The following is a 25,918-nucleotide window of genomic DNA, read 5'->3' as shown; positions in this document are numbered from 1 at the left end:
TCCTGAGACCACCAGGTGCCCACCTGCTGCGCCAACAGCAAGGAGGACCATGAGTGTCGAATACGTCAACGCCGCACGTCGAGAGGTCAAGGACCTTTTCACCGCACCCACCGCGGGTATCGACTGGGCCAGCGCTGACCACGCCGTCTTCGTCGTCGACGCCTCGGGCGTCCAGACCGTCCGGGAGATGGTCGAGCACACCACCGCCGGCCTGCACCGGATGACTCGCCTGCTGACCCGTGCTGGGGTCGGCGAGGTCGCGATCGAGCGCGGCGACGGGCCCATCGTCGACGCGCTGCTCGAGGCCGGGTTCGCCGTCTTCGTCATCGTCCCCGGGCAGGTGAAGAACCTGAGCCACCGCTACGGCGCAGCAGGGAACAAGGACGACCATTTCGACGCCTACGTCCTGGCCGACACCGTCCGCACCGACCGCCGCCGGTTGCACCCCCTCACCCCAGACTCCCCCGCCACGGTCACGCTGCGGATGACCGTCCGGGCCCGCAAGGACCTCGTCGCGGCCCGCATCGCGATGGCCAATCAACTACGCGCGCAGCTCGAAGACGTCCTACCCGGGGCGATCAAGCTGTTCCGTGACGTCGACTCCGCGATCACCCTCGCCTTCCTCACCCGCTTCCCCACCCAGGCCAAGGTCGACTGGCTCACCCCGCGTCGACTCGAAGCCTGGTTGCGGACCCAGCACTACCCCCAACCCGCCCGCGCCGAGCAGCTGCACGCCCACCTGAGCGCGGCGACCCGCGGCACGGTCGGGGACTAGGCCGAGGCCCGAGCCCACATCACGACCGCCCTCGTCGCCGGCCTGAGCGCGCTGCGGACGCAGATCAAGGCACTGGAAGAGCAGATCGAGACCCAGCTGCTCGCGCACCCCGACGCCGTCGTGTTCACCTCGCTACCCAAGGCCGGGATCGTCCGCGCCGCCCGGCTGCTCGTCGAGATCGGCGACTGCCGCGGCCGCTACCCCAACGCCGGAGTCCCTGACCAGCCTCGCTGGGGCGACGCCATCGACCAGGCAGTCCGGCAAGGTCCGCATCGTCAGCTTCCGCTGGGCCGTCGACAAGGAACTCAGAGGAGCGGTCACCGACTTCGCCGGGGACTCCCACCACGCCAACGCCTGGGCTGCTGACCTCTACCGCAAGGCCCGTGCTCGCGGCTGCGACCACCCCCACGCCACCCGCATCCTCGCCCGCGCTTGGCTCCACGTGATCTGGCGTTGCTGGTAAGACGGCGTCGCCTACGACCCCGCCCGGCACCGGGCCCTACAGACCGTTCTCGCGGCGGCTGGTTGACGGTGAAGATGAGATGGTCGTGCAGCCGCCGGGTCTGACCTCATGCTTGACCGACTCCACCACGGTGGATGTCTTACCTGTGATCTGTCGACCCGGCAGCTGCACGACCACCTCGGCGGCGCTGAGCCGGGCGGACGTGACCTCATAGGACCCTGCCCAGAGCCCGTCACCGTCTTGTCCGCCCGACCCGGCCAGCCCGCCCTCACCGCGAGGAAAGGGACGGACATGACCAGCATGACCGCAGCAGTCGTCGATGTCAGCAGCGGCAAAGCCGCCGAGGTCATCGCCGGCGTCGACACCCACAGCCGCACCCACCACGCCGCCGCCCTGGACGGCCAGGGCCGGTTGCTGGGCTCAGCCCAGTTCACCGCCGACGCCACCGGCTATGAGCAAGTCCTGACTTGGCTGCGAAGCTTCGGAACCCTGCACGTGGTCGGGGTCGAGGGCACCAGCAGCTGCGGCGCCGGGCTAACCCGCTACCTGCAGCAGGAACACGTCAGCGTGCTGGAGGTCAACCGCCCCGACCGGCGACTACGGGCTCTGCGCGGCAAGTCCGACTCCCTCGATGCGGAGAACGCCGCTCGCCGCGCCCTGGCCAGTACCCACACGGCGACAGGCTCCACGACCGCCTCAACTGAACCGGCACGAGGCCGGCGCAACACCACACGGACACTTCCCGGCGAGGCGGTGGCCACCCCGAAGGACACCACCACGGTCGTGGAAGCTGTTCGGGCGCTGCGCGTTGCCCGTCAGGGAGCCGTCAAAGCCCGCACCGCGGCGCTGAACCAGCTCAAGGCTCTGATCATCACCGCTCCTGAGCAGCTGCGAGACGAACTACGCCAGCGTCCGCTGAAGACCGCGGCCGCGGAAGCGGCCCGCTACCGCCCCGACGCCGCCCGGCTGCACGAGCCGCTGCAGGCCACGAAGTGGGCGATGCGATGCATCGGCCGCCGCGTCGAGGACCTCACCACCGAGATCGACGGCCTCAACGTCCACCTCACGAACCTGCTGACCACCACAGCACCCAAGACCATGGCCCTGTTCGGGGTCGGCACCGAGCACGCCGGTCAACTCCTGGTCACCGCCGGCGGCAACCCACAGCGGCTGAGCTCCGAATCGGCGTTCGCCGCGCTCTGCGGAGCCAGCCCGATCCCCGCCAGCAGCGGAATCACCAACCGCCACCGCCTACAACGAGGCGGTGACCGGGCCGCCAACTCCGCCCTCTACATGATCGCCGTCGTCCGGATGCGCTTTTGCACCCAGACCCGCGCCTACGTCGAACGCCGCACCAAAGAGGGTCTGTCCAAGCGGGACATCCTGCGCTGCCTGAAGCGCTACATCGCCCGCCAGGCCTACCACGCGATCATGGAAGACTTCAGTCAGCTCAACGTCTCGTCAGCACTCCAACCAGCTGCGATGACGACTTGACGATCTATAGGACCATCGGTGAAGTCCCAGGCCTCCAAGGCGCTGCGCACCCTGCGCCGTCTCAGCGGCGATCAATCCGGGCCCGCCGAGCGGCAGCAGCCGTCTCAGGAGGAGCCCCGACGCCAGGCCACTGACGCGGCAGACTCACGAGGACCATGGAGGGTGCAGTGATCGATTCCGAAGACCACTTCGAGACCCGCCTGCGGCAGCAGCTGCACGACACCGCCGAGCAGCTGCCTGTGCCTGAAGGGCTGAGCCGGCGGGCTCACAGCGCAGGTGTGCGCCGTCATCGACACCGTCGCGTGCTGCAGTCCGTGCCCCTCGCCGCGGTGCTTGTGGGTGTGGGCGTGCTGGGCTGGTCCCACCCGTGGGCGCAGGAACAGGTGCCCTTGACCCCAGCCACCTCCGACCCGCATGTCTCCACAGGCACGCCGCTGGACGTGACGCCCGACGTCGAACGCGCCGTCACCGCCCTACAACCGCACGGTCTGCAGGAGGGTACGAATGACCCCTTCATCCAGGAGATCCCAGTGGCCGCGGACACGACGCCGGTGTCCTGCTCACGCCTGAGCGAGCACCTGGGCATCACGTTGCCGACCTTCCCCCGGCTCAGGGGCTACCGGATGCTGTGCACCAGCGGCACCGGTGATGCCATCTTCGATCGCGACGTCCCGCTCACCGGATCAGGTGTCACCGACGCCGACCTGACCCAGGTCGAGATCTTCTACCTGCCTCCCAGCGTCGACGAGCAGACAGCGACCACGGCTGAGGCTGCCGCCGAGGGGATGAGCTGGATCCTGCTGTCTTACGGCAGTGACCTGCAGGCGATCCAGGGTCAAGGGCAGGCACATCGTCCGGACGCAACGAGCGTGACGCTGAATAACGACGAGCCTGCGGTGGTGCAGCTTGCTGAGTCCGGAACCAGCATCGGATGGATCTCCACCAGCAGTGGGCACTCCTACGGCTTGACCATGTACCAACCGCGTACCGCGCTCAACAGCATTGAGGTGTTCAGCAGAGGGACCAACGTCCCGATGTAGCCGCCCGTACCGAGTCGGACGCCTCCGAGCACTCGGTCACGCCGCAGATGGCGCGCTCGGGGCACCGCTTGCTTCTAGCGACGAAGTGCTGACAGCCCTTGACGCAGCAAAGGAGGAGCCGCTAGCAACGCCGCAGCCGCCAACGCACTGAAGACGAGATCGTCGGCCCGCACCTCCGGCAACGCCCGCGCCTGCGCCACCAGCAGCGTGGCCACCGCGAAGGCCAAGTGCACCGGGGCCAGCACCCATACGCCCACCCGGGTTCGCCTCACCAAGCCTTGTTGCCGCCCGCCGCGACCCGCACGAGCAGCCTCACGCCGGGTGGGCAGCACCTTCACAACAGCACCGATAGCGGCCGCGCTGCAGAACCAGGCCAGCTCGTACAGCAGGAAAGCTCCTGGGACCGCCGACAACGCTGGCACCTGCCCCACCGCTTCAGATACCGCACCGAAACCAGCGATCAGCAGCACCGCGCCGACCACGTCTACCCCCGCCAGCAGCGCCACGTCACGTCGACGTGGCAGATGCTGATCGGGCAGCACGTGCCAGCCGGCGCGCACCTGCACCGCGTCGGCGGCGAACCACACGGCCAGCGCCACGACGACCAGCAGCCCCCACCCGACCGCGCGGCTGCTCTCAGCCAACGCCGCGGCGTACATCGCCATCGGCACCACCATCAGCAGCGCCACCGTCACCCGACGCAGCAGCTGCGCTGCCATCGCCCACCGGGCGGCACGGTGAGCATCCTCCTCAGCGCCGGCCGTAGCGTCCCCCTGCACCAGAGAGCTCACCGCTCTCCTCCTTAGTCCGTGCTCTGCTTCGTTCGACCGCCTTGAGCGATGCGAGTCTGGTCAGCCGGCTGCAGCCCTAGGGGGCGAGGATCTACCGGGCGCAAGCTCGCGGGGTGATCGTGCAGTGAACCGGCCGTGCGGGCGGCGCGGTGCACCGCCTGACGGCTGACTCCCTGCGCACGGGCGACCTCGGCCAGACTGTGCTGCTGCAGCAAGCTCGCGTACACCTGCCCGCGCAACGTGGCGGCCCGCTCCAGCACAGCGGCGGCATGAGCTTGCAGCTCCGTCAACGCTGCCGCGACGGCGACGGCTCCACCGAACTCCTCAGCCCAACGCCCACTCCCCTCCGCCGCTGCTTCTGCTGCGGTGGCCGCTGCGGTCAAAGCGTCTCCAGCATCGAGCAGCACCTGCCCTACGCGGGCGACGTCAGCGCCACTGGTCTGCAGTCGCGCTCCTGTCTCATTCCGCTCGTGCGCCGGTCGGTGCACCAGCACTTGTCCCCATCCGGCCAGGTCGTCCATGGCGCCAAGAGAACCGCGACTCGGAGGAACCGTCAACCCCCTGTTAACACTCTGGAATGGCGACCCGCGGAGCGCGCGGTCATGCCGCGCTCAGTGGGCAGTCGGCCCGCCATACAGCGCCGCCAACAAGACGCCGCTTACCGCTGCAGATCACATGCTGAGCACTCCCCTGCCGCGTCTCACAACCGGTCGGCTGTGGGACACGACTTGCTGTTGTAGAGAACCTCCCAGGTGACTGACCGGTGCCCGACTGCGCGCCCGACGACGGCTCCCATGGGGTGACCTCCACCCGGCAAGTACTGGCGTCACGCAGAGTCAGCATCTCGGCCCCGCGTCCGGGCTTGTGCAGGACTGGCGTGCGCCACGCTGTAGGCATGCCCGATGCCAGGCGACTGATCACCTTCATCGATATCGACGAGACGGCCAGGAGTTGAGTTCGACAACGATGACCGTTTGTCCATCTCGGCGCTGCACGAGCTCGAGCTTGCCGCTGGGCGGCGGCTGACGTTGCTCGATGACCGCGGCTGGTCCGCCAGTGGCCTCAGCGGCATCTGGTCCTACGAGTCGTTGGAGACGCTGACACAGACCGCGTGCACGGTGGTCGGCCGACGAGCCGCTCGAAGGGCGCTCCTACCAGGAGGAGGCGGCGCTACCGCACGACGTGGATATCAGCTCCCGGATCCGAGCACGGCTGACCAGCGTCCCGAGCCCCAGATGATCTTGCACTCATGTCGATCTGCGAGCAGTGGTTGTTCCGGCACCAGACTGACCGGACTCGCACCTGCTGCTGGACGTGACGCGGCACCCCACGTCACTGCTGGTCGACGCTGACCTCAACCTTCCGCGTCTCGCCGGTGAGAGTGAAAGTCCACGTGCAGGTCCAGCTGACGTCATCGGATGCGCCATCCACTCGGAACGACTCGCCGTTCTCGATCGACAGCTCGCGTACGTCAAGGTCGTCACCTGCGTCTTTGAGGTCGTACTGCTCGGTCGCCAACTGCTTGCAGCTAGCGACGGCGGCCTCACGTCCCTCCAGAGGAGCGGACCCACCGCACCCGCCGAGCACGACGGCCAAGAGTCCCGCACCACAGATTTGACGTCCTCGTCTGCTGTCCTGCCTCATCCTCGCAGCCTGGCATGACACCTCAGCTCCCGCCTGAAGATCAAACACCTCTACCGGTCATGCCGCGATGAGCGCGCGGTCAGTGCGGCTGACCTGGCACCGTCGTGAGCGTCTGCTTGGCTTCGCCGGTGCACACCGTTGCCGTCGGTATCCTCATCCACGACCACCGCGTGCTCCTGGCACGGCGCAGCGCCGATCGCCGCGCCTACCCCGCCACGTGGGCCTACCGGGAGGCCACGTCGAGCCGGGCGAGTCCGAGCTCCAGGCCCTGCACCGAGAGCTGCACGAGGAGCTCGGCATCACCGTCCTCGACTGCGAGGATGAACCCACCTCCCGGCTACACCTCACCCCCGGCGCACCCGACACCGAGCTGCACCTGAGCACCTGGCGGGTACGGACCTGGAGCGGACAGCCCACCAACACCTGCCCCGACGAGCACGACCGCCTCGCCTGGTTCAGCGCCGACGGGCTCGATCAGCTGCTCTGGGCGCACCCTGAGCACTGTCAGATGCTGAGCGACATGCTTAGCCATCCCACCCTCGAGGCAACCTGACGGGACTTGCCCGACTTCACGGTCATGCCGCGCTCGGTACGCAGTCGGCCCGCCATGTAGCGCCGTCAGCAAGACACCGCTTACCGCTGCAGGTCCCACGCTGAGGCCCCTCTCCTACCGGGTCTCGCAACCGGTCGATGGCGAGACGAGGCGCAGCTGTCGCCGTCATGCCAGCGCACGGGATAAGGCAGCGAATCCGGCCCGCTGGGGCCTCGCTTGAAGTCGGCCGCCCTGTGCCTCGGCGTGAACGCTCTCGTCGGCTCCACGCCGTGCGTGGTGCACGGCCCAGGCCTGAGGCTGCCGGCCGATGGCGGGGTCTTCCGAGGCCCCGTGTGCCGCCCCGGCTGCTCAGCCTGCGGGACGCGATCGCCTGCATGTCGCTAGCGCAGGGGTGCGGTGGTCACCTGGCAGGGTGGGTGGTGTGAACGAGCAGCCGTTGCGGGACTCCCTTCCCCCACGCCGGCCTGCTCGCAGCTCCACCGTGGCGGCGGACACCGACGCGGTGCAGCTGCTCGAGGACGTCCCCCTGACCGACGTCGAAGCCGGGTACGTCGACGCGGCTCGGGCGGCGAACACGATGCGCGGGTATCGCTCGGACTGGCGTGAGTTCACCGCCTGGTGCGCTGGGCGTGGTGTGCCGCCGCTGCCGGCGGCGCCGGCGACCGTGACTGGCTACCTCACCGACCTCGCCCACGCCGGCGCGAAAGTCGGGACCATGAGCCGTCGCCTGTCGGCGTTGAAGTTCGTTCATCAGCTGCGCAACCTGCCCGACCCCACCCGCAACGCCCGCGTTGTGGCCGTCTGGGAGGGCATCCGGCGCACCCATGGTGCGCCTCCGGAGCAGTCCGCCCCTCTCATGCCGCCGGAGCTGTTCGACGTCGTCGAGGCTTGCCCGCCCACCAAGGTGTGGAAGACCAAGGGGCGTGTCGCCGAACCGGACCTGGCCGGGGCCCGCGACCGCGCCCTGCTGCTGGTGGGCTTCGTCGCCGCCCTGCGCCGCAGTGAGCTCGCTGCGCTGCGGGTGGAGGACATTGAGGAGCACGCCAACGGTCTGGTCCTGACCTTGCCGCGCTCGAAGACCAACCAGACTGGGGAGAGCACCGAGCTGGTCGTCCTGCCCCGGGCCAGCAACCCCGACCGGTGCCCGGTCACCGCCCTGCAGCGGTGGATGTCACTGGCCGGCGTCGTGGAGGGGCCCGTCTTCCGGGGGGTGGGCAAGAACAACCGTGCCACCGACAAGGCACTGCACCCGGAGTCCATCAACACCCTCGTCCAGGCCGCGATCACCCGCGCCGGCATGGACGCCAACACCTACTCCGCGCACAGCCTGCGGGCGGGCTTCGTCACCTACGCCCACCTACGCGGCGCCTCCGACCGAGCCATCGCCCATCAGACACGTCACCGCTCTCTGGCGACCCTGGGCACCTACGTCCGCGTCCAGCAGGCCTGGACCGACAACGCTGCCACCCTGCTTGGGCTGTGAACCCCGGTCGCCCGGGCGTACCTGCGCGTTGAGCGGCCCGATGGCCGGCGGCCGCGGCGCCCCGTGGTTGAAGGTGCGCCGCTGCCCCACCTGTGGGCGGTGCGGCGGGTCAGTGCGCCTTGTCGTACTCCTCCAGCAGCGTCTGCGAGACGCGACCACGGTCGGCGACCTCGTGACCGTTGGAACGCAGCCACGCACGGACCTCGTTCAGGTCACGGCCACTCCCAGAAGCACCAGCGCTGACACCGCTGCGCCGAGGCTTAGTGCCCCGGGAGCCGGTCACCTTACGAGCGGATTCGATCCAGTCATGAAAGGACTCCTCCAACGCCGACGCGTGGTCGTCGTTCAAGTCGATCTCATACGACACACCCTGAAAAGCGAAGGTGACCGTCTGGGTCGCCTCCGACCCGTCAATGTCATCGGTCAGCACAACCTGCGTCTTTTGAGCCATAACCACATCATTGCACATCGTACGCACCACGAATGTCATCGTGAAGCCAAGAAGTCGTATCACCAGTCGGTCCCCGGTGGTATCCCATGCAGCCTTCGCTTGAGTTTGCTTGAGGGTCCAGCTGACCAACGCTGTGACGTAGTGCGTGGCTGAGGGACGCCAACTACCGCGAGAAAAGGGTGGGTCCGCGCAGGGACGTCCTTTGTCACCGCGTGGCAGGACCCTGCGTCGAGTGGATCGGGCTCGCGGAGCACCGGTGGCCTAGTTGAGGCAGGTCGCGGGCTGGCATCTCGCAGCTAAGGCTGCGGCCTCGGTGCTGCCGACGTCGCGCGGTAGGCCACTGGCCGGCGGGGCCATGCCGGGTGACACTGCGCGACGCGAGCGACTCGTAGTATCCGAGTGGAGTCCGGCGGTACGGGGCTCACGAGTCGTCCTGCTCGACGACCGGACTTGACGACGCCCGACCCAAGCCCGCGACTATATATTCGCTTCATGCGACACTTGCCCCGAACCTGTCGCAGATAACGAATGTAGGGGCGGTCCGATGAGTAGCGGCAGTACCGCAGCCTTCGAGCCCACCGATCCTGTTGAGGAGGAGACGGCCCGCCGGGTCACGGCTGCCGGGGTTCGAGCCTCCACGCTTCGAGCGCTTCCAACCACTCCGGTCTTCCGGCCTGCCGACACCGGCTTGAGCCATCCCACCTTGCGACGCCTGCTACAGGCGGGGATCATCGAGAAGGTCGGGCACGGCCTGTACCGGCGCCTGGACGCACCCCTCGTCGACCTAGACCTGGCTGAAGTCGCGGCCCGGGCGCCTCTAGGGACCCTGTGCCTGGTCAGCGCCCTGGCCCGCCACGACCTGATCACCGCTATCCCCGAACACCACGACATCGCCCTCCCCCGCGGTCACGGCTCGGTCACTACGCCCGCCCCAGTGGCCTGGCACTACTTCGACGCCGCCACCTTCGACGTGGGCCGTACCCAGGTGTCCATCGAGGGCACCGCAGCGACGATCGGGCTCTACAGCCCCGAGCGCAGCATCGCCGACGCGTTCCGGCTGCGTCACCAAGTCGGTCAAGAGGTCGCGGTGGAGGCGTTGCGCACCTGGCTACGCCGGCCCGGAGCGTCCCCCGCAGACCTGCTGCGCACCGCCGCCCAACTGCCCCGAGCCCGCCGGCCCATCGCCGAGGCGTTAGCGGTACTGCTGTGAGCCCTTCCGAGCCAAGCCCCGGCTCCTTCGCTGAACAGGCGGATCCGGCCGTGGCGCGGGCGAAGTACCTCGCGTGTCAGCGTCAGGCGCGCACCCTGGGGCGTACCACCGCGAGCATCCAGACCTTGTACGCGTTGGAGTGCTTCCTGCGTCGCCTGACCATGACCGACTATGCCTCGCACTTCCTGCTCAAGGGTGGCGTGCTTCTCGCCGCCTACGACGTGCGCCGCCCCACCAAGGACGTCGACATGCAGGTCGTCGACCACCCCTTGGACGCCGACTACCTGCGTCGAGTCGTGCATGCGGTCGCGGCCGTCCAGGTCAGCGACGGCATGACCTACCTCAGCGACGACATCACCATCGACGCCATCCGCGAGGGAACCGATGACCTTTACGTCGGTCACCGCGTCCGCTTCGACGCCACACTGGCCAGCGCACGGCTCCGCATGCAGCTGGACATCAGCACCGGCGACCCCGTCAGCCCCGCTCCAGCCCTCGTGACGATCCCCGGGATCCTGCCCGGTGAGCAACTCACGATCATGGGTCACCCGCTGGGGAACGTCATCGCGGAGAAGACCATCACCATGCTCCAGCGCGGTGCCGCCAACACCCGCTGGCGTGACTTCCTCGACGTCTACGCCCTGTCCTGCCGCCAGTCCTTCGTGGCCGACACCGTGCGCGAGTCCCTCGAGCGCGTAGCCGCATCCCGTCAGGTAAGGCTCGAGACCATCGGCGGACTGGCTGAGGAGTTCGACGCGCAGGCGCAAGCGAAGTACGCCCGGTGGCGTGGGGACCTCGCAATGGACCAAGCGGCGCGAGACGACCTTTGCAAGCCGCTGCTGAGCGATCAGGTGCGCGCGGTAGCCGCCTTCATCGACCCCGTCATGATCGGCTCTATTGCTGGTGAAACGTGGAACCCCGCCGTCCAGCGATGGACGTAGCGACCAACCGCCAGTCATGACAGGCCCGACACGACCCCGTATGACGCGAACACGCACGGGGGGATCGGTTGTAAGCGACAAGTCATCTGGTGCTGCTATTGCACACCATTCTCTACATTATCGTATGTGATGTGCCCAGCTGGAAGGGTCAAGTCTTGCGTTGAAGCAGTTGCCGTCTGTCCCTGGCACGCTCTAGCGATCTTTGACTAGGACAAGTTGGATGAGACGAGCAGCCTGCCGGGCGTCATGCGCGACTTGTCCCCGCTGCAGCTCACGAACGCGGGTCTGGGACAGATCCGGTGAACGGACTCTGTCGGGGGCGCCCGATAGCGTGCTCAGATGGCCGGCGACCGCGACATCCGCCTTCACGACATTCGCTCTCATGAGGGCTCCCAGGCCCGGGCATGGGAAGAGCTCGCCTACCAGCTGCGGCCGACGCCCGGGCCTGGCCACGTAGAGACGCGGAAGACCCGCGCCCCCGACGGTGGGGTCGAGTGGTATGAGGTCTACGCCGATGGCCACGAAGAGGGCTTCCAAGCCAAGTTCTATCGAGACCTCGCCGCGACCCTCGGCGGCATGGATCAGTCGGTCAAGGCCGTCACCATGAAGCGGCCCCAGATGACCCGTCTGACGTTCGTCGTGCCCTACGACTTCAGCGACAGTGGGACAGACGACAGGATCACCGACCAGGACCGATGGACGAACAAGGTCGCCACGTGGAAGAAGAACGTCTCAGGGGCCAGTGACATCGACTTCCGCATCATCCGCGGCGGTGACATCACCGCCCAGCTGACGCGCGCAGAGCACGCCGGCCGGCGCGCGTACTGGTTCAAGCAGCTGGAGCTGACTGACGAGTGGTTCAATCGCCGCTGGAACGAGGCACGTCGAGGAGCTGGGGAGCGCTACACCCCCGAGGCCGACACCCCCTCCCCCATCAACGACATCCTCGCGGCCGTAGTCCGAAGCCGCACATACCTCCACCAGCTCCGGGTTCAGGTGGAGAAGGTCCTCAGCGCCTGCCGCAGCGACATCGGCATGTGGGGGGATGAACCCGTCGGAGAGCTGCTCATGCGCCTCGACGCCTGGCTGCAGGTGACGGCACCCCAGGTCGGGTCGGGCGGTGACGACCTTGTCGCAACTCACGATCCCGACTTCGCTGCCCTCAGCGACCTGACAGGCACCCTGTCGACGATGGCGTGGCAGCGCCATGGAGTGCTGGATCCCTACAGGCGGGGGAACCTGCAGGACGCGCTCTCCGCGATCGACACCCTCGACGCTTCGGCCAGGAGCAAGCGCGCCCGTGTCTGTACCCAGCGTGTCGCCGCCGTGGTCGGCGCGGCGGGTCAAGGTAAGACCCACGCTCTGCTGCGCTGTGCTCGAGGTCTTCTTGACGCCAAGCTCCCCACCGTGGTGGTGCTCGGAGACCGCATGCGTGGCGACAACTGGTGGCCTGCCCTCGCCGGCGTCCTAGGCGGTGGTCTCACCAGCAGTGACGAGTTCTTCCAGGCCCTGGACTCCATGGCTGAGGCCCGCGGCTGCCGCGCCGTGCTCATCATTGATGCCCTCAACGAGTCGGAAGATCCCTACCGTTGGCGCACCGAGCTGCCCGCCCTCCTCGAAGCAGTTCGTGAGCACCCGCACGTAGCGCTGCTGGTCTCCTTCCGCAACGACTACCGCGATGTCGTTCTCTCCTCAGACGACCTCCTGCCGGTGTTCAATCATCCGGGGATCGCCGGTCATGAGCAGGAAGCTCTTCAGCGCTACTGCCGCCTCTTCAACGTCGCCGTCCCCGCCGACTCCCTCCTGGACGCCGCGTTCACCAACCCGCTGTTCCTGCGCATGTACTGCGAGGTACTGGCCAAGGAGCCAGCCGCAACGCTCACTTCACCGACTCGGTCCACCCTGTTCTCTCGCTTCGCCAAGATCAAGATGGACCGCGTCCGTCACCGGCTCCGCCTGACCCCCACCGCCAAGCTGGCTCAGCAGGCCCTGGACCAGGTGTCAGATCTTCTCATCGCCAACCAGGGCCGCCCCGTGCCGCGTGGTCCCGCCGAAGCCGGCGTGGACGCGCTGCTGCCAGGGCGGTTGTGGCCAGGAACGCTGTTCCAGAGCATGGTCAGCGACGGCGTCCTAGAACTGCGCCCCGCCGCCGGCGGCGACGAACACGTAGGCCTACCCTTTCAGGCTCTCTCCGAGCACGTTCTCGGCACCCGCCTGCTCGCCCTGCACGACGCATCCCATCCCCTTGACGCGTCCAGTGAGGCACCGGCGCGGACGGCACTAGCGGCTCGTCTGAGCAGTGAGCGATGGTTGTGGCGGTCACTAGCGGTACTACTGCCTGAGCAGCAGGGTGTGGAGTTGATCGACCTACTTGGTGACCGTGAAGACGAAGCCTCGCTCACCTCCGTCACGTGGATCAGCTTCCTCGAGCGGGCCACCTCCGCCTTCAGCCCCCGCACCTTGGAACTTCTCGAGGCAAGCCTGGACCTACACAACCCGGGCATGCTCGAGGTGCTACTCTCGCTGGCTCCGCGGCCGGGGCACCCCGCCAACGCCGACTGGCTCACCGAGCGCCTGCTGGCCATGGCCATGCCCGAGCGTGACGCCTGGTGGACAGTGGCCACCGTCGACGTTCAGGAATCCGGCGCCTACCAGCGCCTGGAAGGCTGGGTACGCACGGGCATCTCACCGGCCAGCCCATCCGAGCAGATCCGCCTGGCCGGGCTGCTGCTGATGTGGCTCCTCACCTCCTCCAACCGGTTCCTGCGTGATCACACCAGCAAGCTGCTCAGCCTGCTGCTGAGCCAGCGCTTAAGCGTCACCGCGTACCTGCTGGAGACCGCACGCCAGGTCGACGACCTTTATGTGCAGGAGCGGATGCTGACCTGCGCCTACGGGGCCGTCATGACCGGTGGCGACGCTGACCTCGCCGGGGTGCAGGAGGTGTGCACGGTCCTTAGCCACTGGCGCGCGGCGCAGCTGCCGATCAACGTCCTGGCCCGTGACGCCGCCCGCGGGATCATGACCTGGGCCCACCACCACGGATTGATCGATGCCGCAGAGCTCCAGTGCTTCGAACCGCCCTACGGTGCCTCCGCGCCGACGGAACCGCCCACCGCCGAGGCGCTGGAGCAGCAGCAGCACGGCCCGCTGAAGGACGACACCGGCGACTACACGGACTGGCGTGCCCACTCCATCCTCTCCTCCTGCCTGGACTGGATGGGCGACTTCAACAAGTACGTCGTCAAGAGTGACGTCGGCTACTTCAGTCTCCACCTCCTGGCCTGTCCTCCTCCCACCGATCGGTACAACGACCCCCTCGGCGAGGTCAACGCCAACTGGGCCGGACGCTGGATCGCTCACCGCGCCCTCGAGCTGGGCTGGAGCACGGAACGCTTTGACGCTTTCGAGTCCTCCCGCGACCTGCACAGCGGCCGAGACGCACACAAGGTCGAACGCATCGGCAAGAAGTACCAGTGGGTCGCCCTACACGAGCTTCTGGCCCGCCTCGCCGACAACTACCACCCCGCCCATGAAGGCTGGCGCGAAGGCCCTGCGTCCTACCAAGGCCCTTGGCCCTGGTACGGCCGAGACCTCGACCCAAGTCTCCCTCCGAGCCGCAATCGCGACGGCCGCCGCGTCTGCCGCCTGCAGCAGCCTCAAATCCCGCAGGTGTGGCTGCCAGCCCCCAATCTCAACTACCCCACCGACCCTGACGCATGGGTAACCTCAACCGCAGACCTCCCCACTCCCGAGCAGCTGTTCAACCCCGTCGACGAGACCGGCCGGTCGTGGGTGGCGCTGCACCGCTACGCCAGCTGGAACCGCGACGACGCCCGCCGCCGCGACATCAGCACCCGCGACCGCGACACCTTCATCCTCCAGTTCGCCTGGCTTGCCCCTCGCGGAGACGGTCAGCGTCTCCTCGACGTGCTCCGCACGAAGAGCATGTGCGGGCGGTGGATGAAGTCGATGGAAGGACAACGCACCCATGGTCAGTACCTCGGTGAAGCAGGCTGGTCCCCCATCGAGCAGAGCAGGCAATCGGGGCTGCACATGCCGCAAGGCATCCTCGACGCGAGGCTGCACGACATCAGACCCGCTGGCGAAGAGTGGCTGTGGGAAGGCAACACCAAGGACTGCTCACTGGACGAGACCATCAACCTCACCCTGCCCAGCATCGAACTTCTCGGCGACGCGACATGGCAGCCCCACACCACCTCCTGGGCCCACGACGGCACCACCGTCTGCCTCGCCGTCGACGCCGGCAACGATGACGACGGCTTGGGAGCCGACGACGGGCAATCAGTTCTGCTCGCCGACGCCAACTGGCTTCACCACCGGCTTGACGAACTCGACGCAGACCTGGTCCTTGCTGTGATGAGCGAAAGGCATGCCATGTCCCCCGACGAGGACAACGACCGCAGCATGGCCTTCTCCGACGTCACCTACGTCGGGCTCATCACCGCGACTGACCCACCGAACGTTGCTGGACCTGCGCTGACGCTGCGCCGCGACCTCGCTGGCAATATCGACAACGCTTGATCGAACTTCTGCTAGCGCACAACAACTACTCTGCTCAGTATCGCTGACTTCAATATCCTCACCGACAGGGACTGCCACAGGTGCTGGAGGTTGCCTACTGCGAGGGCCGGGTCGCCAAGCGCGTGGAGAAGCAGATGATGGCCGACCTAAAGGCCCTCGGGGCTTACCCGGCCCGAACCAAGGCGTCGATGCCCTTCGGGGGTTACCGCGAAACCTACGCCACGGTCCTAGCCCCGCACTTGAGCTTGCTGCCGTACTTGCCGGAGGTTTTTACCGGTCGCTCTGCTCAAGCCGTCCCTGAGGCTCGGCTTGCATGGGTGCGTTCCTGAGAGCCATCACCGTGCACCCCACTCGGAAGGATTCCCGATAATGAACCATGACGACCTGCCCGACCCCATCACCCGCGACGACTTCTACGCTTCCTCACCCACGGCGCCGCACGAGGAGACAGGGCACTGCCTGGAGGACGTCCTGGCCCAGCACCTGCACGACGTCGACGCAGAGCACGCGCTGCTGCTGCGGATGTGGAACACCCCGCACCCCGCCGACGACGAAAGCACCCCCGACGATGACGCCTCCGCCGCCGGCGACGTCCCGAAGCACGCTGCCGCTGGGCTCGAAGCGGCCCCGGGCCACGTCACCGTGCTGCACCAGGCCCGGGCCCTCACCGTCGGCGATCTGCGCGCAGCCCTGCTCGGTGTCCCTGACGACCGGCCCATCGCCATCGACGTCCCCCTGGACCCCGGCGGGTTCGAGCTGCACCGTCACGTCCTGACCATCACCGGCGGCGCGTATCTCCTGCTGGCCGACGAGGAAGAGGTCTTGGACCCCTCCTTCGTCCTGCGCACCGACTTCTCCACCGGGCTCTACGAGCTCCCCACCGACACCACGCCCGGCGCGGCCGGCACCGATCCGCGCTGAGCGCCGGCGCCCACCGCGCGCTGACGTGACCTGCACTGACACCCAGCACGATCACGCCACCCGATCTCGCGCCTGCACCACCGTCGCAGCACCACAGCCCCAGACGTCTTGACGAGCTCGCCCCACCATGACCTGCACCACCGGAAGGGAGAGCACCCGTGAGCAAGCGGACCCACGGCTCCCCCGAGACCTCTGCGGGCGCGGAAGTGGCAGCTGAGACCCCAGCCGCTGAGACCCGGTCCGTGGAGGCCGAGCGTCTGTCGCAGCTGCGGGACAAGTCCCTCTCCGACTCCACCTGGGCCACCTACCTCAGCGCGTGGCAGCGGTGGGCCACCTGGGCCATAGCGAACGATCGCCCGGTCCTACCGGCCGACCCGCACGACCTTGGTGCGTGGGCCAACGCCTCGGTCTACCCACCCACCACCGACACAGCCGCGGCCCACGACCTCGAGCACACCCGAGACGCCAGCACCCGCGGCTCCACCTCTGTGAAGTCGCGACGCACCACCTCGTCACCCGCCCGCTCGTCGAGCACCCCGCGCGGCATCAGAGCCTCCACCTTGAACACGTGGATGGCTGCGGTCGCCTTCGTCCACCGCCGCGCCGGTCACCCCAGCCCGCTGGAGGACCCCGCCCTGAAAAGCGTCCTGCGCGGTCTGCGCCGAGACATGGTCACCACCGCAACCCCGCCCCGTCCGGCGCCGGCCCTGCTCACCGAACACGTCGAGCGCATCGTGACCGCCATCGACTCCTCCCCCACCCGGGGCCAGTCCCTGCTCGAGGTCCGTGACCGCGCCCTGGTCCTGCTGGCTTTCACCTCCGCGATGCGCGCCTCCAAACTCGCCGCTCTCAACCTCGACGACCTCGAACCCGACACCGCCGGGCTCATCGTGCGCATCCGCTCCTCCAAGACCGACCAGGAAGGCGCCGGCACCTTCATCGCGATCCCCTGTGCCCGCCGCGCTCACCTGTGCCCGGTCCGCGCACTCGACACCTGGCTGGACCGCCTACGCCAGCAGCTCACCGTCCAAGACCCCGACTACACCCCCCACACCGGGGCCAGCCCACGCACGAACACCACCGGTCGCTACAGCCTGCCCGCCCGCCGCGGACTGGTCGCCGACCTGCACGGGGCGGTGCTGCGGTCGCTATTCCACAACGGCCGCGTGGGCAACACCACCACCCCGAACCCTCACCAAGCTCGCATGGCCCGCCTGGCCATCACCAAGACCATCACCGCCCGCGCCCGCACCGCCGGACTCCAAGCTCCCGACACCAGCGGGCGCTACTACTCCGCACACTCCACCCGAGCCGGGTTCGCCACCCAAGCCGCCGACAACGGCGTCGCCGAACGCGACATCATGAACCACGGCCGCTGGAAGTCCGTGGCCGTCGCCCGCAGCTACATCCGCCGCGGCGAGCTGTTCGATGACTCCAACGCCGCCGGTCACCTCGGACTTTAGAGGTTTAGCGTTTCAGAACCTACTTGGAGGACCCATGGGACAGTATCTAGCGATCGCCACGAAACGCGACGGAGTCGGTAACTACCGGCTCCATAGGCTGCGACCGGAAGTATATGAAGATGCTGAAGCATGGTTAGCTGCTTGGCGATTATTAGCCGAAGTGAGCCGGAGTCCGGGCGTCCTTGTCGTTCGTGCCTATCAGACGTGGATAGACCTATGTCGCATTGTTGAGACGGACCCTTTCGGTGCGCATAGCCGACCTTACCTATCGCAGGACCTTTGCGGGTCGGCGGTAGACTATCCTGTTCGTTTCCGCATGTTCTTAGATAACACAACAGTAGAAGCACGTGGCAGTCAGGCCGCCGATTTCAAGGCCGCAACCAGTGCGGAGTATGACTCGAATGTGACGTATCGCTTCTCCTACAAGTTACGCGATTACGCACAGCACTATCGACTACCAGTCGATTTCGTATCCGTCGGTAGTCGAGTAGCGTTGTTCGCCTCTCGCGACCGACTGCTCGCTGGATCATTCAATTGGGGGGCTCGAGTAAGGTCCGATTTATTCAGTTCTCCAGAACGTCTGGACGTGACTGCCATCGTACATGGTGCGTTTGAGTCTTTCGTCAGACTGCACAACCTAATCCTGACATGGAGGAGCGACGAAATAAAACTCGCTCTCCCCATACTAGAGAGCTTTTACCAATACTGCGCAGATAGGGAGGCGGAACCCTTTTTGGTGGACCTGCCCAACCGTCCACTCACCGATGCGGACGTTCACTCGAATCTGGATCTAGGACTGTCCCCGATTGATCCTAACATCGTTGCCGTCGTTAGAGACTTACTGCACCTGAATGACCAAGCTTAATCCTCTTTCAATCTGTATAAGGCCGGGCTCGCAGCATCACCACTGGCTGCGGATTCGACTTCATCAAGCACCCTTCAGCCCCGCTCGCTCCTTCGTTGCTGGGCCAGCGCACCTACGGTGCGGGCCGGGCTCGTATCTCCGTTCGTCCTCCTGACCTGACCCCGACGCCCTACGCTCACCGAGCGTGAGCTGGTGGGACAACATCCAGAACTGGTGGGCGGGAATCGACTGGCCCGGTCCTCCCTGGGCAGGCATCCCGTGGGACAGCATCGACTGGGGCAACGCGCCGAGCTGGGCAGCCGTCACCGCGGGCTCCGTCGCCGCGCTCCTCGCCCTGGGCGCCTATCGTCGCGAGAGCCGACGAGACGAAATCAACGCTGACCAGCGACTGCGCGTTCAGGCCGCCAAGATCGGTGCCTGGGTGACTGAGACAAGTGCCACCACCGTCGCCGTGCGGTGCTTGAACCTCTCCGACATGCCAGCGGTACGAGTGACGATCGACCTGTGGGCGGGGGCACCTGGTAAGTACAAAAGGATCGTTGAGCGCTACTACCTGAGCGCTTCTGACTGGCCGCCTGGCTACTCAGAGGTCACCGTGGTCCCTCGCCTGCGACAGGGGTTCGTCAGGTCCCCCGATCCTGGACCAAAGGCCCCCGGTACGAGGCAGAGGGTTCAGTCGGGTCTGAGGTGGAGCATCAGGTGTACCTTCGTCGACGCGCAGGGCATTTGGTGGGAGCGACGCAACGGCCAGCTGACATCAAAGGGTCCGTGGCCTGGTGAGAACACGATAGAAGGCTTTCTCGAGACGCACCAGGAGTGGCGGTACTACAGGCTCAGCATTAAGAAGGGGCCCTTCGACTGGATCCTGGACCGGATCCGTGAACCTCAGCGGTTCTTCGTGGATGACATCGCGATCCCCGACCCCTACGCCAGGACGGACGTCGATACGCCCAGCGAGCCTTCGTCGCTAGCGCTTCCGGCTGTCCCTCAGCCAAAGCAACCTCGTTGGGCTTGGGCGCCCCGTAGCCCCGGCGACATCGGCCGGGAAACCTCCTCGGAGGGCACGACCGAGCCGCCCAGCCTGCGTCCGTCTCCTCCGACCGCTGACTTGACCGAGCTGGAGGAGCGAGCGAGTACGTCGGCGTCGGCCGACGCCGACCGCCCCGCCTCGGAGGAGGACGGGCGTCGCGGGGAGGGCCCGTCGGCCTAAAAGACCCGGCTGTAGTCAGCCGAAGCTCGAGTTGCACTTCAGGAGCGTCGGCCGTGGCCGACTGGACGCCTTCGTCGCGGGAGGCGGGCGGCCCTGCGGGCCGGCGGTATCGGTTGCGGGTGGTGACCGCTACCCGGGCGGTCATCGTGGCCGTGGCGGGTGGGGGCGTGATGCCACCCGGTCGGGTCGCCGCCCTTGGTCCTGGCGGACGTGCGAGGGGGTGTCGCTGCGCGCCCCCTCGCGCTCCCCCCAGCCCGGCCCCACTCCTTCGTCACCAGGCCGGTGCGCCTACGGTGCTGGCGCTCGTGCCTCGCGGTGGTCGGCCCTACGGGCCGGCGACGTCCGAGCCCTAAGACCGCGATGCGTCCGCGGATGGGCGCGCTGAGGGGTCGCATAGGAGGCGCGCGGCTCAAGCGCAGCAGGCCGTGGACGTGACCGCAAGGCCCGGCCGGGGCCCTGGAAGGCTCAGACCATGTCTACGGTGCGCAGCCGCCACCCGTCCTTCGCACCCTTCTCGCCATGCTCGAGACAGCCGCGCTCACGCAGCCACGCGGTGCGCTTTTGCCAGGCCCGATCCCCCACCCCAGCCTCCCGCGCTAGCACCGGGGCAAGGAGATCGTGCGAGGCCCGTCGTTGAAGTCGGCCGCGGCGGCCAACGTCCACACCACAGCGGTTAACGACTGCCGCGACTGACGGTGCACCCGCTCCCGCGGGACCGCCCGCAACGCCTCAGGGCGGTCTTGGCCCACCGCCGTGAGTCCATCGACGCCCCACGCGGCTCCTGGCGAAGACCGTGATCCACAGCCCACCCAAGGCGAGCAGCAACGGTCCTTCACACGTTTGGTGCAACCCCTCCCACAGACCGTCTACGTCCCCTACGCTCCGTACCTCTAGATGAACGAGGGCGTTGGCGTCAGGGGCCGACTCGGGGATTTGATCGATTTCTGCCCGGGTTCTTACTGCCCGCGCGAACGGTGACCGAGGAGGATCACGCATGGCGCAACAGTGGGGACCGGCCGCAGGTCAACCGACACAACCCCTGACCCCGAAGGGCAAAGGCCCCTCCGGGTGCGCGCTCGCCTTCTTCAGCGTCTGGGCAGCAGGCGGCCTGCTCTACTTCTTCATGTCCCTCGGGCTACAGATGCCCGCCATGGCGGTGGTCAGCCTCATCATCGGCGTGGGGCCGCCAGCCGCCTACTTCATTGTCTTGGCGACCAGGCCAGGGCGCGAGCGCACCGAACAGCAGGTCCGCCAGGACGTCGCGGCCAAGCAGCATCAGACTTGGCTCGCCGCTCGTCCGGACAGCGTCGCAGCCAAAGCACAGGACCCGCACGCGGCAGCGATGAGCCTGACCGCATCCCAAGGCGGCGGGATCTACCTTGGCTTGACGCCTGACCGCCGGGAATGGTCTACCGCGGCCCGCGAGCAAGCCGTCCTCGTGCTGGGCCCACCACGCTCGGGCAAGACCAGCGGGCTCATCGTCCCGGCAATCCTTTCCGCCTCCGGGCCTGCCGTGGTTACTTCAACAAAACTCGACGTGCTGGATGCGACAAAGTTGGCGCGTGGACGCCTGGGACGCATTTGGGTGTTCGACCCCACTCAGTCGTACTCCGTCCCCGAGGGTGCTACCGCATTGCACTGGACCCCGGTCACCAGTGCCAGGACCTGGGATGGCGCCCGCACCATCGCCGACGCCATGGTCGATTCCTCGCAAGCAGGCGCTGGCGTCGAGAACGCCTCGCATTGGACGGAATCCGCCAAGACCATCCTCGCGCCGCTCTTGCGCGCGGCCTACCTCGACGACTGCTCGATCTCCGTCGTTCGCCGGTGGATCTCGCGACCCGACTACTACCGGGACGAGGTCCTTCGAATCCTCACCGAGCACGACCAATTCTCGGCTATTGAAGACGTGGCAGCCATCCTCGAATCCACCGAGGAGCGAGAACGCAGTTCCATCTGCTCCACAGCCCGACTGGTCTTGAACGCATACGGCTCGGATGCGGTTGCCGCCGTCAGTCAGGTACAGAACTTCAAGGCCGACGAGTTCGCCGCATCCTGCGACACGGTCTACATCGTGGCGCCCTCCGACGCACAAAACATAGCCGCCCCCCTGGTCGTGGGCCTGCTCGAAGAGATCCGGCACGCCACCTACCGGGCCAACGCCACAATCAACCTGCACCAACACGAGCGTCCTCCAATGCTCTGGGCTTTGGATGAGGTCGCCAACATCGCGCCCATCAAGAAACTGCCCAGTATCGTCTCGGAAAGTGGCGGCCAAGGCTTGCAAGTCATGGCCTGCTTCCAGGACCTGTCGCAAGCACGCGTTCGCTGGAAGGAAGCGGCAGACGGTTTCCTCACCCTGTTTGGCACCAAGGTCGTATTCCCGGGCATCGGTGACGTTAAGACCCTCGACGCACTGTCCACTCTTGCGGGCGACTGGGACCGGCCCTACGTCGTCTACAACTCCACCAGCGGCCGCAGCACCAGTTTCGGCCTGCCACTGGGTGGGACCATCGGATCCAACACCTCCCAGTCCACCACCCACAGCGTCCAGCGCGAGCGTCAGTTGACCGCAGCAACACTGGCTAACATCCCAGCAGGGAATGCCTTAACCCTCCGCAGTGGTAACTGGGGCCTCATCCAGTGCACGCCCTACTACCGGGACCTACCGTGGAAGAGCATCTCGTCCGGCGAGTTCCTAGAACGTGCGCAAGCGGCGGTTACTGAGCCTGCCCCCGTCAAGGCCGTCCCACCGCTTCCAGCCGTCAACCCATACCTCAGTCAATACAGTGCCCGACCGAAAGGCTCGGGGCTCGGGCGATTCTTCGGTGGTGGTGGTGGTGGTGGCGGTGCCTGGAACTTCGGCCCGACGATCGGGCATGAGGTCGCGAAGAGCGAACCCGGGCCGAGCCGCGGAGCGCGGGATGGCGCCTCGGACGTCGACTTACGCCACGCCGAGGATATGGTTCCTGATGAGCGAGGCGAGCAGGGAACTGTCGGAGGGAAGGAAGGATGAGTGAGCCGGAACAGACTCACACGCCGCGCTGGGCACGCAAGTTTCAGCAGGCCGCTAGGGCTGGTTTGAAGCGCGGAATATATGTCGGCATGGTGGCGGCCTCAGGCTACGCAGGTACGGTGCCGACCGCCGCTCCCCCGTCGCAGCTAGTCGTTCAAAGCCGTCCTTCGGCCGTGCACTCTTCGTCCACTCCGAAGCCATTGGGGGTGCCGACCGCCAATGAGTACACCAAGGCCGTTAAGGACGGCGGCAGGCGGTATGAGAGGACGCACGACGCGCGCAATCAGCGGCAGGAGAGGATGGAGCGTGCGGTGAAGGCCAGGTCACCCGGCACTTCACAGATGCCGCCGCGTCCGCGCGGCACGCCCCCAGGCAGTCGAAGTGCCAGCCCTGAGCGGAAACAGGAAGACAGGAGGCGATCAGAAGGTGCGCGACGCAGGCCAAGTAGGGCTACTCGCAAGCGCCAGCGCGGCGGACTGTCGCCGAACCTCCCGGTTGAAGGTCGCCGGAACCGCCTTGAGACGCAGGACCGGGCGTCTGCACGTCACGAGCCGGGGTTCGTACGTAGGGGAAGGACCCAGAAGTGGCGCGGGACCGGCAGGGGCCGAGGCGCTGCATACACCCCCGCGAAACCGGCGACGCCCCCGCCGGTGGTGCTTGCACCCCGTGGAAGCCCCCCGAGCGCGAAGGATCCGAAGGTCTTCATGAGGGACTACATGGCTTCCAAGAAGGCCCCGCCTGTGAAGGGTGCAGTCATCGCGAAGGGTAAAGGTCGCGGCGGCATGTGAGTCGGATGAACAAGTGTCGGATCGTTGGTGCAGCTGTCGAGCCCGGGCAAGCGTTGTCAGAACTGCCGGTCGGCTGGCGGGCAATGCAGACGTCAGGCTCGCATTGCCGCGATCTGACCTTTGAGGTCTGCGATCATCTCGGCGAGGCTGAGGCCCTCGACGCGTTGGACGGTCAGGGCGAACCTGCTGGTTCTAGACACGCGGGACGCACTTACTGGACCAACATCCCTGGTCAGTACAGCTAGCGCACGTCTTGATCACCTGTGCTTAGGCCAGGGATTCTTCCAAGTTCTCCCCTCACCCGACTGTCAGCGTCCATACTCCCGGTGGCAGCGGTGTAGCAGCGCCGACCCGAGGACGTGGGCGAGAAGGAGTCGATCCGATGAGTCAGGACGACGCACCTCACGGCGAGCAGAGCCCTGTTTCCGTGTTAGGCCCCTACGAGCCAAAGTCACTCAGCGGGCAGCAGCGCGGGATTCTGGTACTGCTTGGAGTTGCCGCAGCGGTCCTCGGAACCCTTATGGGGGAGCGCGGGCTGTTCCATGGCGCCCCGAAACTGGGCACGCTCGGGATCATCGTGCTGCTGACGGGTCTGGCCTGCTCCGTAGCCGCTGTCCTGCACCTGCCTGTCGCCGCCCCAGAGGCTGGCGCCACTCCCCAGAGTGTCTGGGCACGTCCGGGATACGTGATCGCCGGTGGGGCTATCCTGGGTCTCGTCGTGGGCGTGACTGCAGGGCTAGCCGTCCCCATCGGAGGGACGGCGACTGGTCTGGGGTCCACCTCCTCAGACCAGACATCGTCTGATCTTGGGCAGGGGGACGTCCTGCTGCGGGGGCGAGCGCTCTCTGTCGGCGACAGTCTTACTTCTCCCAGCGGCCGGTACGCGCTGTCGATGCTTGGCACTGGAGAACTTGAACTGACCGACAACGGATCGTCAGTGTGGGTCGTGGGCAGCGACTTCTCCCCAGGTGCATCTGCAGTCTTTCGGGAGGACGGCAACTTCGGGATCTTCCCCGCAAGCGGTGATGACCATGTCTGGTGGGCCACGAACACGGACGACACGTCCGCTGACGAACTGAGGGTTGGAGACGACGGCAACGTGGTCCTGCGTTCCTCAGCCGACGGCATCTCGTGGTGGGAAAGCACGAGCGAGGTGGCGGTCACCAAAGCCCAACACCCCACACTGCCGGACCGGTTGGCGCGCGGGGAGCGATTGACTGCCGGTGACTATCTGCAGTCGGCCAACGGCCGCTACCGCTTCGCGGTCAGCAGTGTGGGTTCTCTCGCACTGTCGGCAGACGGTGTCCTCGTCTGGGAGTCCGAGCGCTCCGGCTGCACCGATGTCGCGTTGGCGATGCAGCGGGACGGCAACCTGGTGCTGTACGCCTACCCCACGAGCGCGGACCCCCGCGTACGGGCGGCAGTGGCGTCGGCGCAGGGGGATGGGTCGCCAGCCACCAGTCTGGTGCTCGGCAACGACGGGAGCCTGACCTTCGAAGACTGGCCCGGGGCGGACCTCGCCACCCAGTGGGTGACCCAGGTCACCTGCTCTCAGCGGTCATGATCACTCTGATCTCCTTGGTCGATCTCAGGCGGTAGGACGTCCACCCCGCTCGCGGGCCGGTCCCGCCAGCGATCCAACCCGCGGACGCCGCTGCGCGGCGGCGGTGTTGGTTGCGGGCGGTGACCGCTTCTCGGGCGCTCATCGGGGCCGTGGTGGACGGGGCGTCAAGCCGGGCTCGTTCGTCCTCGTTCCTCGTTCTCGGTGGGCCTGCGGCCACCCCGGCCCGCGTTTGCGTCGCGCCCTGCGGGTGACTGGCCCCGCCCGCCGCGGCCAGGGCGTGATGCCACCCGGTCGGGTCGCCGCCCTGGGTCCTGGCGGACGTGCGAGGGGGTGTCGCTGCGCGCCCCCTCGCGCTCCCCCCAGCCCGGCCGCTCCTTCGTCGCTAGGCCGCGCACCTGCGGTGCTGGCCGGGCTCGTGCCTCGCCCGGGTGGTCGGCCCTTCGGGCCGGCGGTTTCTGCTCTTGCCCCTCCCGGCGTCTCATCGTGACCGACTCCGGTGCTGAGCCAAGTCCGGGCTCGCTGCGCTCGACCCGCTACGCCCGAACCATCTTCGTCCGCTCGCTGCTCCTCGTGCCTCGTCGCAAGGACGCGACCGGCCCAAGATCGTTCGTGCTTCGGGGCAGACCTGGACTCGCGGGCAGGCCCGCGCCCTGCGGGTTTCACAGCCCCTCACGTCGGTCTCGAGGTGACTTGCCGGGAGT

The 25,918-nt window shown here is 67.1% G+C and carries 15 protein-coding genes and 1 pseudogene; 13 read left to right on the top strand and 3 right to left on the bottom strand.

The genetic code is table 11. The features are described from left to right. Positions 1-49: 49 nt before the first annotated feature. The 3 genes and pseudogenes from F1544_RS26795 to F1544_RS04655 form a co-directional block, all read left to right on the top strand. Positions 50-1,235: pseudogene (locus tag F1544_RS26795) on the top strand (IS110 family RNA-guided transposase); the annotation flags it as partial. Positions 1,236-1,529: 294 nt separating this feature from the next. Next, complete coding sequence (locus F1544_RS04660) at positions 1,530-2,732, top strand: IS110 family transposase (RefSeq protein ID WP_208971308.1); 1,203 nt, start codon at positions 1,530-1,532, stop codon at positions 2,730-2,732. 167 nt (positions 2,733-2,899) lie between these two features. After that, complete coding sequence (locus tag F1544_RS04655; protein WP_167582631.1) at positions 2,900-3,772, top strand: hypothetical protein; 873 nt, start codon at positions 2,900-2,902, stop codon at positions 3,770-3,772. A gap of 74 nt (positions 3,773-3,846) precedes the next feature. Here F1544_RS04655 and F1544_RS04650 read toward each other — a convergent pair whose 3' ends face one another. Then, positions 3,847-4,563 (bottom strand): hypothetical protein, encoded by a 717-nt coding sequence (locus F1544_RS04650; protein WP_167582628.1) that lies wholly within the window; start codon positions 4,561-4,563, stop codon positions 3,847-3,849. A gap of 1,332 nt (positions 4,564-5,895) precedes the next feature. Then, positions 5,896-6,159 (bottom strand): hypothetical protein, encoded by a 264-nt coding sequence (locus F1544_RS04645; RefSeq protein ID WP_167582625.1) that lies wholly within the window; start codon positions 6,157-6,159, stop codon positions 5,896-5,898. 115 nt (positions 6,160-6,274) lie between these two features. Here F1544_RS04645 and F1544_RS04640 point away from each other — a divergent pair, with 115 nt between their 5' ends. Continuing rightward, positions 6,275-6,760 (top strand): NUDIX domain-containing protein, encoded by a 486-nt coding sequence (locus F1544_RS04640; protein WP_244307921.1) that lies wholly within the window; start codon positions 6,275-6,277, stop codon positions 6,758-6,760. Positions 6,761-7,181: 421 nt separating this feature from the next. Continuing rightward, positions 7,182-8,243: a site-specific integrase gene (locus F1544_RS04635; RefSeq protein ID WP_167582619.1), complete on the top strand. Its 1,062-nt coding sequence runs from the start codon at positions 7,182-7,184 to the stop codon at positions 8,241-8,243. 109 nt (positions 8,244-8,352) lie between these two features. Here F1544_RS04635 and F1544_RS04630 read toward each other — a convergent pair whose 3' ends face one another. Continuing rightward, the gene (locus tag F1544_RS04630; protein WP_244307920.1) at positions 8,353-8,823 is read right to left on the bottom strand and encodes a histone-like nucleoid-structuring protein Lsr2; all 471 of its coding nucleotides are present in this window, start codon (positions 8,821-8,823) and stop codon (positions 8,353-8,355) included. Between the two features lie 415 nt (positions 8,824-9,238). Here F1544_RS04630 and F1544_RS04625 point away from each other — a divergent pair, with 415 nt between their 5' ends. The 8 genes from F1544_RS04625 to F1544_RS04590 all read left to right on the top strand — a co-directional run bounded on the left by F1544_RS04625 (position 9,239) and on the right by F1544_RS04590 (position 25,217). Then, complete coding sequence (locus F1544_RS04625; protein WP_373368056.1) at positions 9,239-9,904, top strand: type IV toxin-antitoxin system AbiEi family antitoxin domain-containing protein; 666 nt, start codon at positions 9,239-9,241, stop codon at positions 9,902-9,904. Beyond that, a complete protein-coding gene (locus F1544_RS04620) occupies positions 9,901-10,845 on the top strand; it encodes a nucleotidyl transferase AbiEii/AbiGii toxin family protein (protein ID WP_167582613.1) in 945 nt (314 codons plus the stop codon). Before F1544_RS04625 ends, F1544_RS04620 begins: the two co-directional genes overlap by 4 nt. Before the next feature lie 339 nt (positions 10,846-11,184). Further along, a complete protein-coding gene (locus tag F1544_RS04615; RefSeq protein ID WP_167582610.1) occupies positions 11,185-15,390 on the top strand; it encodes an NACHT domain-containing protein in 4,206 nt (1,401 codons plus the stop codon). A 369-nt stretch (positions 15,391-15,759) separates the two neighbouring features. Beyond that, complete coding sequence (locus tag F1544_RS04610; protein WP_167582607.1) at positions 15,760-16,311, top strand: DUF6225 family protein; 552 nt, start codon at positions 15,760-15,762, stop codon at positions 16,309-16,311. A 242-nt stretch (positions 16,312-16,553) separates the two neighbouring features. Next, complete coding sequence (locus F1544_RS04605) at positions 16,554-17,774, top strand: tyrosine-type recombinase/integrase (protein ID WP_167582604.1); 1,221 nt, start codon at positions 16,554-16,556, stop codon at positions 17,772-17,774. A 1,049-nt stretch (positions 17,775-18,823) separates the two neighbouring features. Beyond that, a complete protein-coding gene (locus F1544_RS04600) occupies positions 18,824-19,849 on the top strand; it encodes a hypothetical protein (RefSeq protein ID WP_167582601.1) in 1,026 nt (341 codons plus the stop codon). A 994-nt stretch (positions 19,850-20,843) separates the two neighbouring features. Beyond that, complete coding sequence (locus F1544_RS04595; RefSeq protein ID WP_167582598.1) at positions 20,844-22,865, top strand: type IV secretory system conjugative DNA transfer family protein; 2,022 nt, start codon at positions 20,844-20,846, stop codon at positions 22,863-22,865. A 1,170-nt stretch (positions 22,866-24,035) separates the two neighbouring features. Continuing rightward, positions 24,036-25,217: a hypothetical protein gene (locus F1544_RS04590; protein WP_167582594.1), complete on the top strand. Its 1,182-nt coding sequence runs from the start codon at positions 24,036-24,038 to the stop codon at positions 25,215-25,217. Positions 25,218-25,918 lie beyond the last annotated feature (701 nt).

The organism is Kineococcus rubinsiae, assembly GCF_011839805.1.
Taxonomy (GTDB): domain Bacteria; phylum Actinomycetota; class Actinomycetes; order Actinomycetales; family Kineococcaceae; genus Kineococcus; species Kineococcus rubinsiae.
Note: the sequence above shows the minus strand (reverse complement) of the source record. Positions and strands in the feature narration are given on the sequence as shown.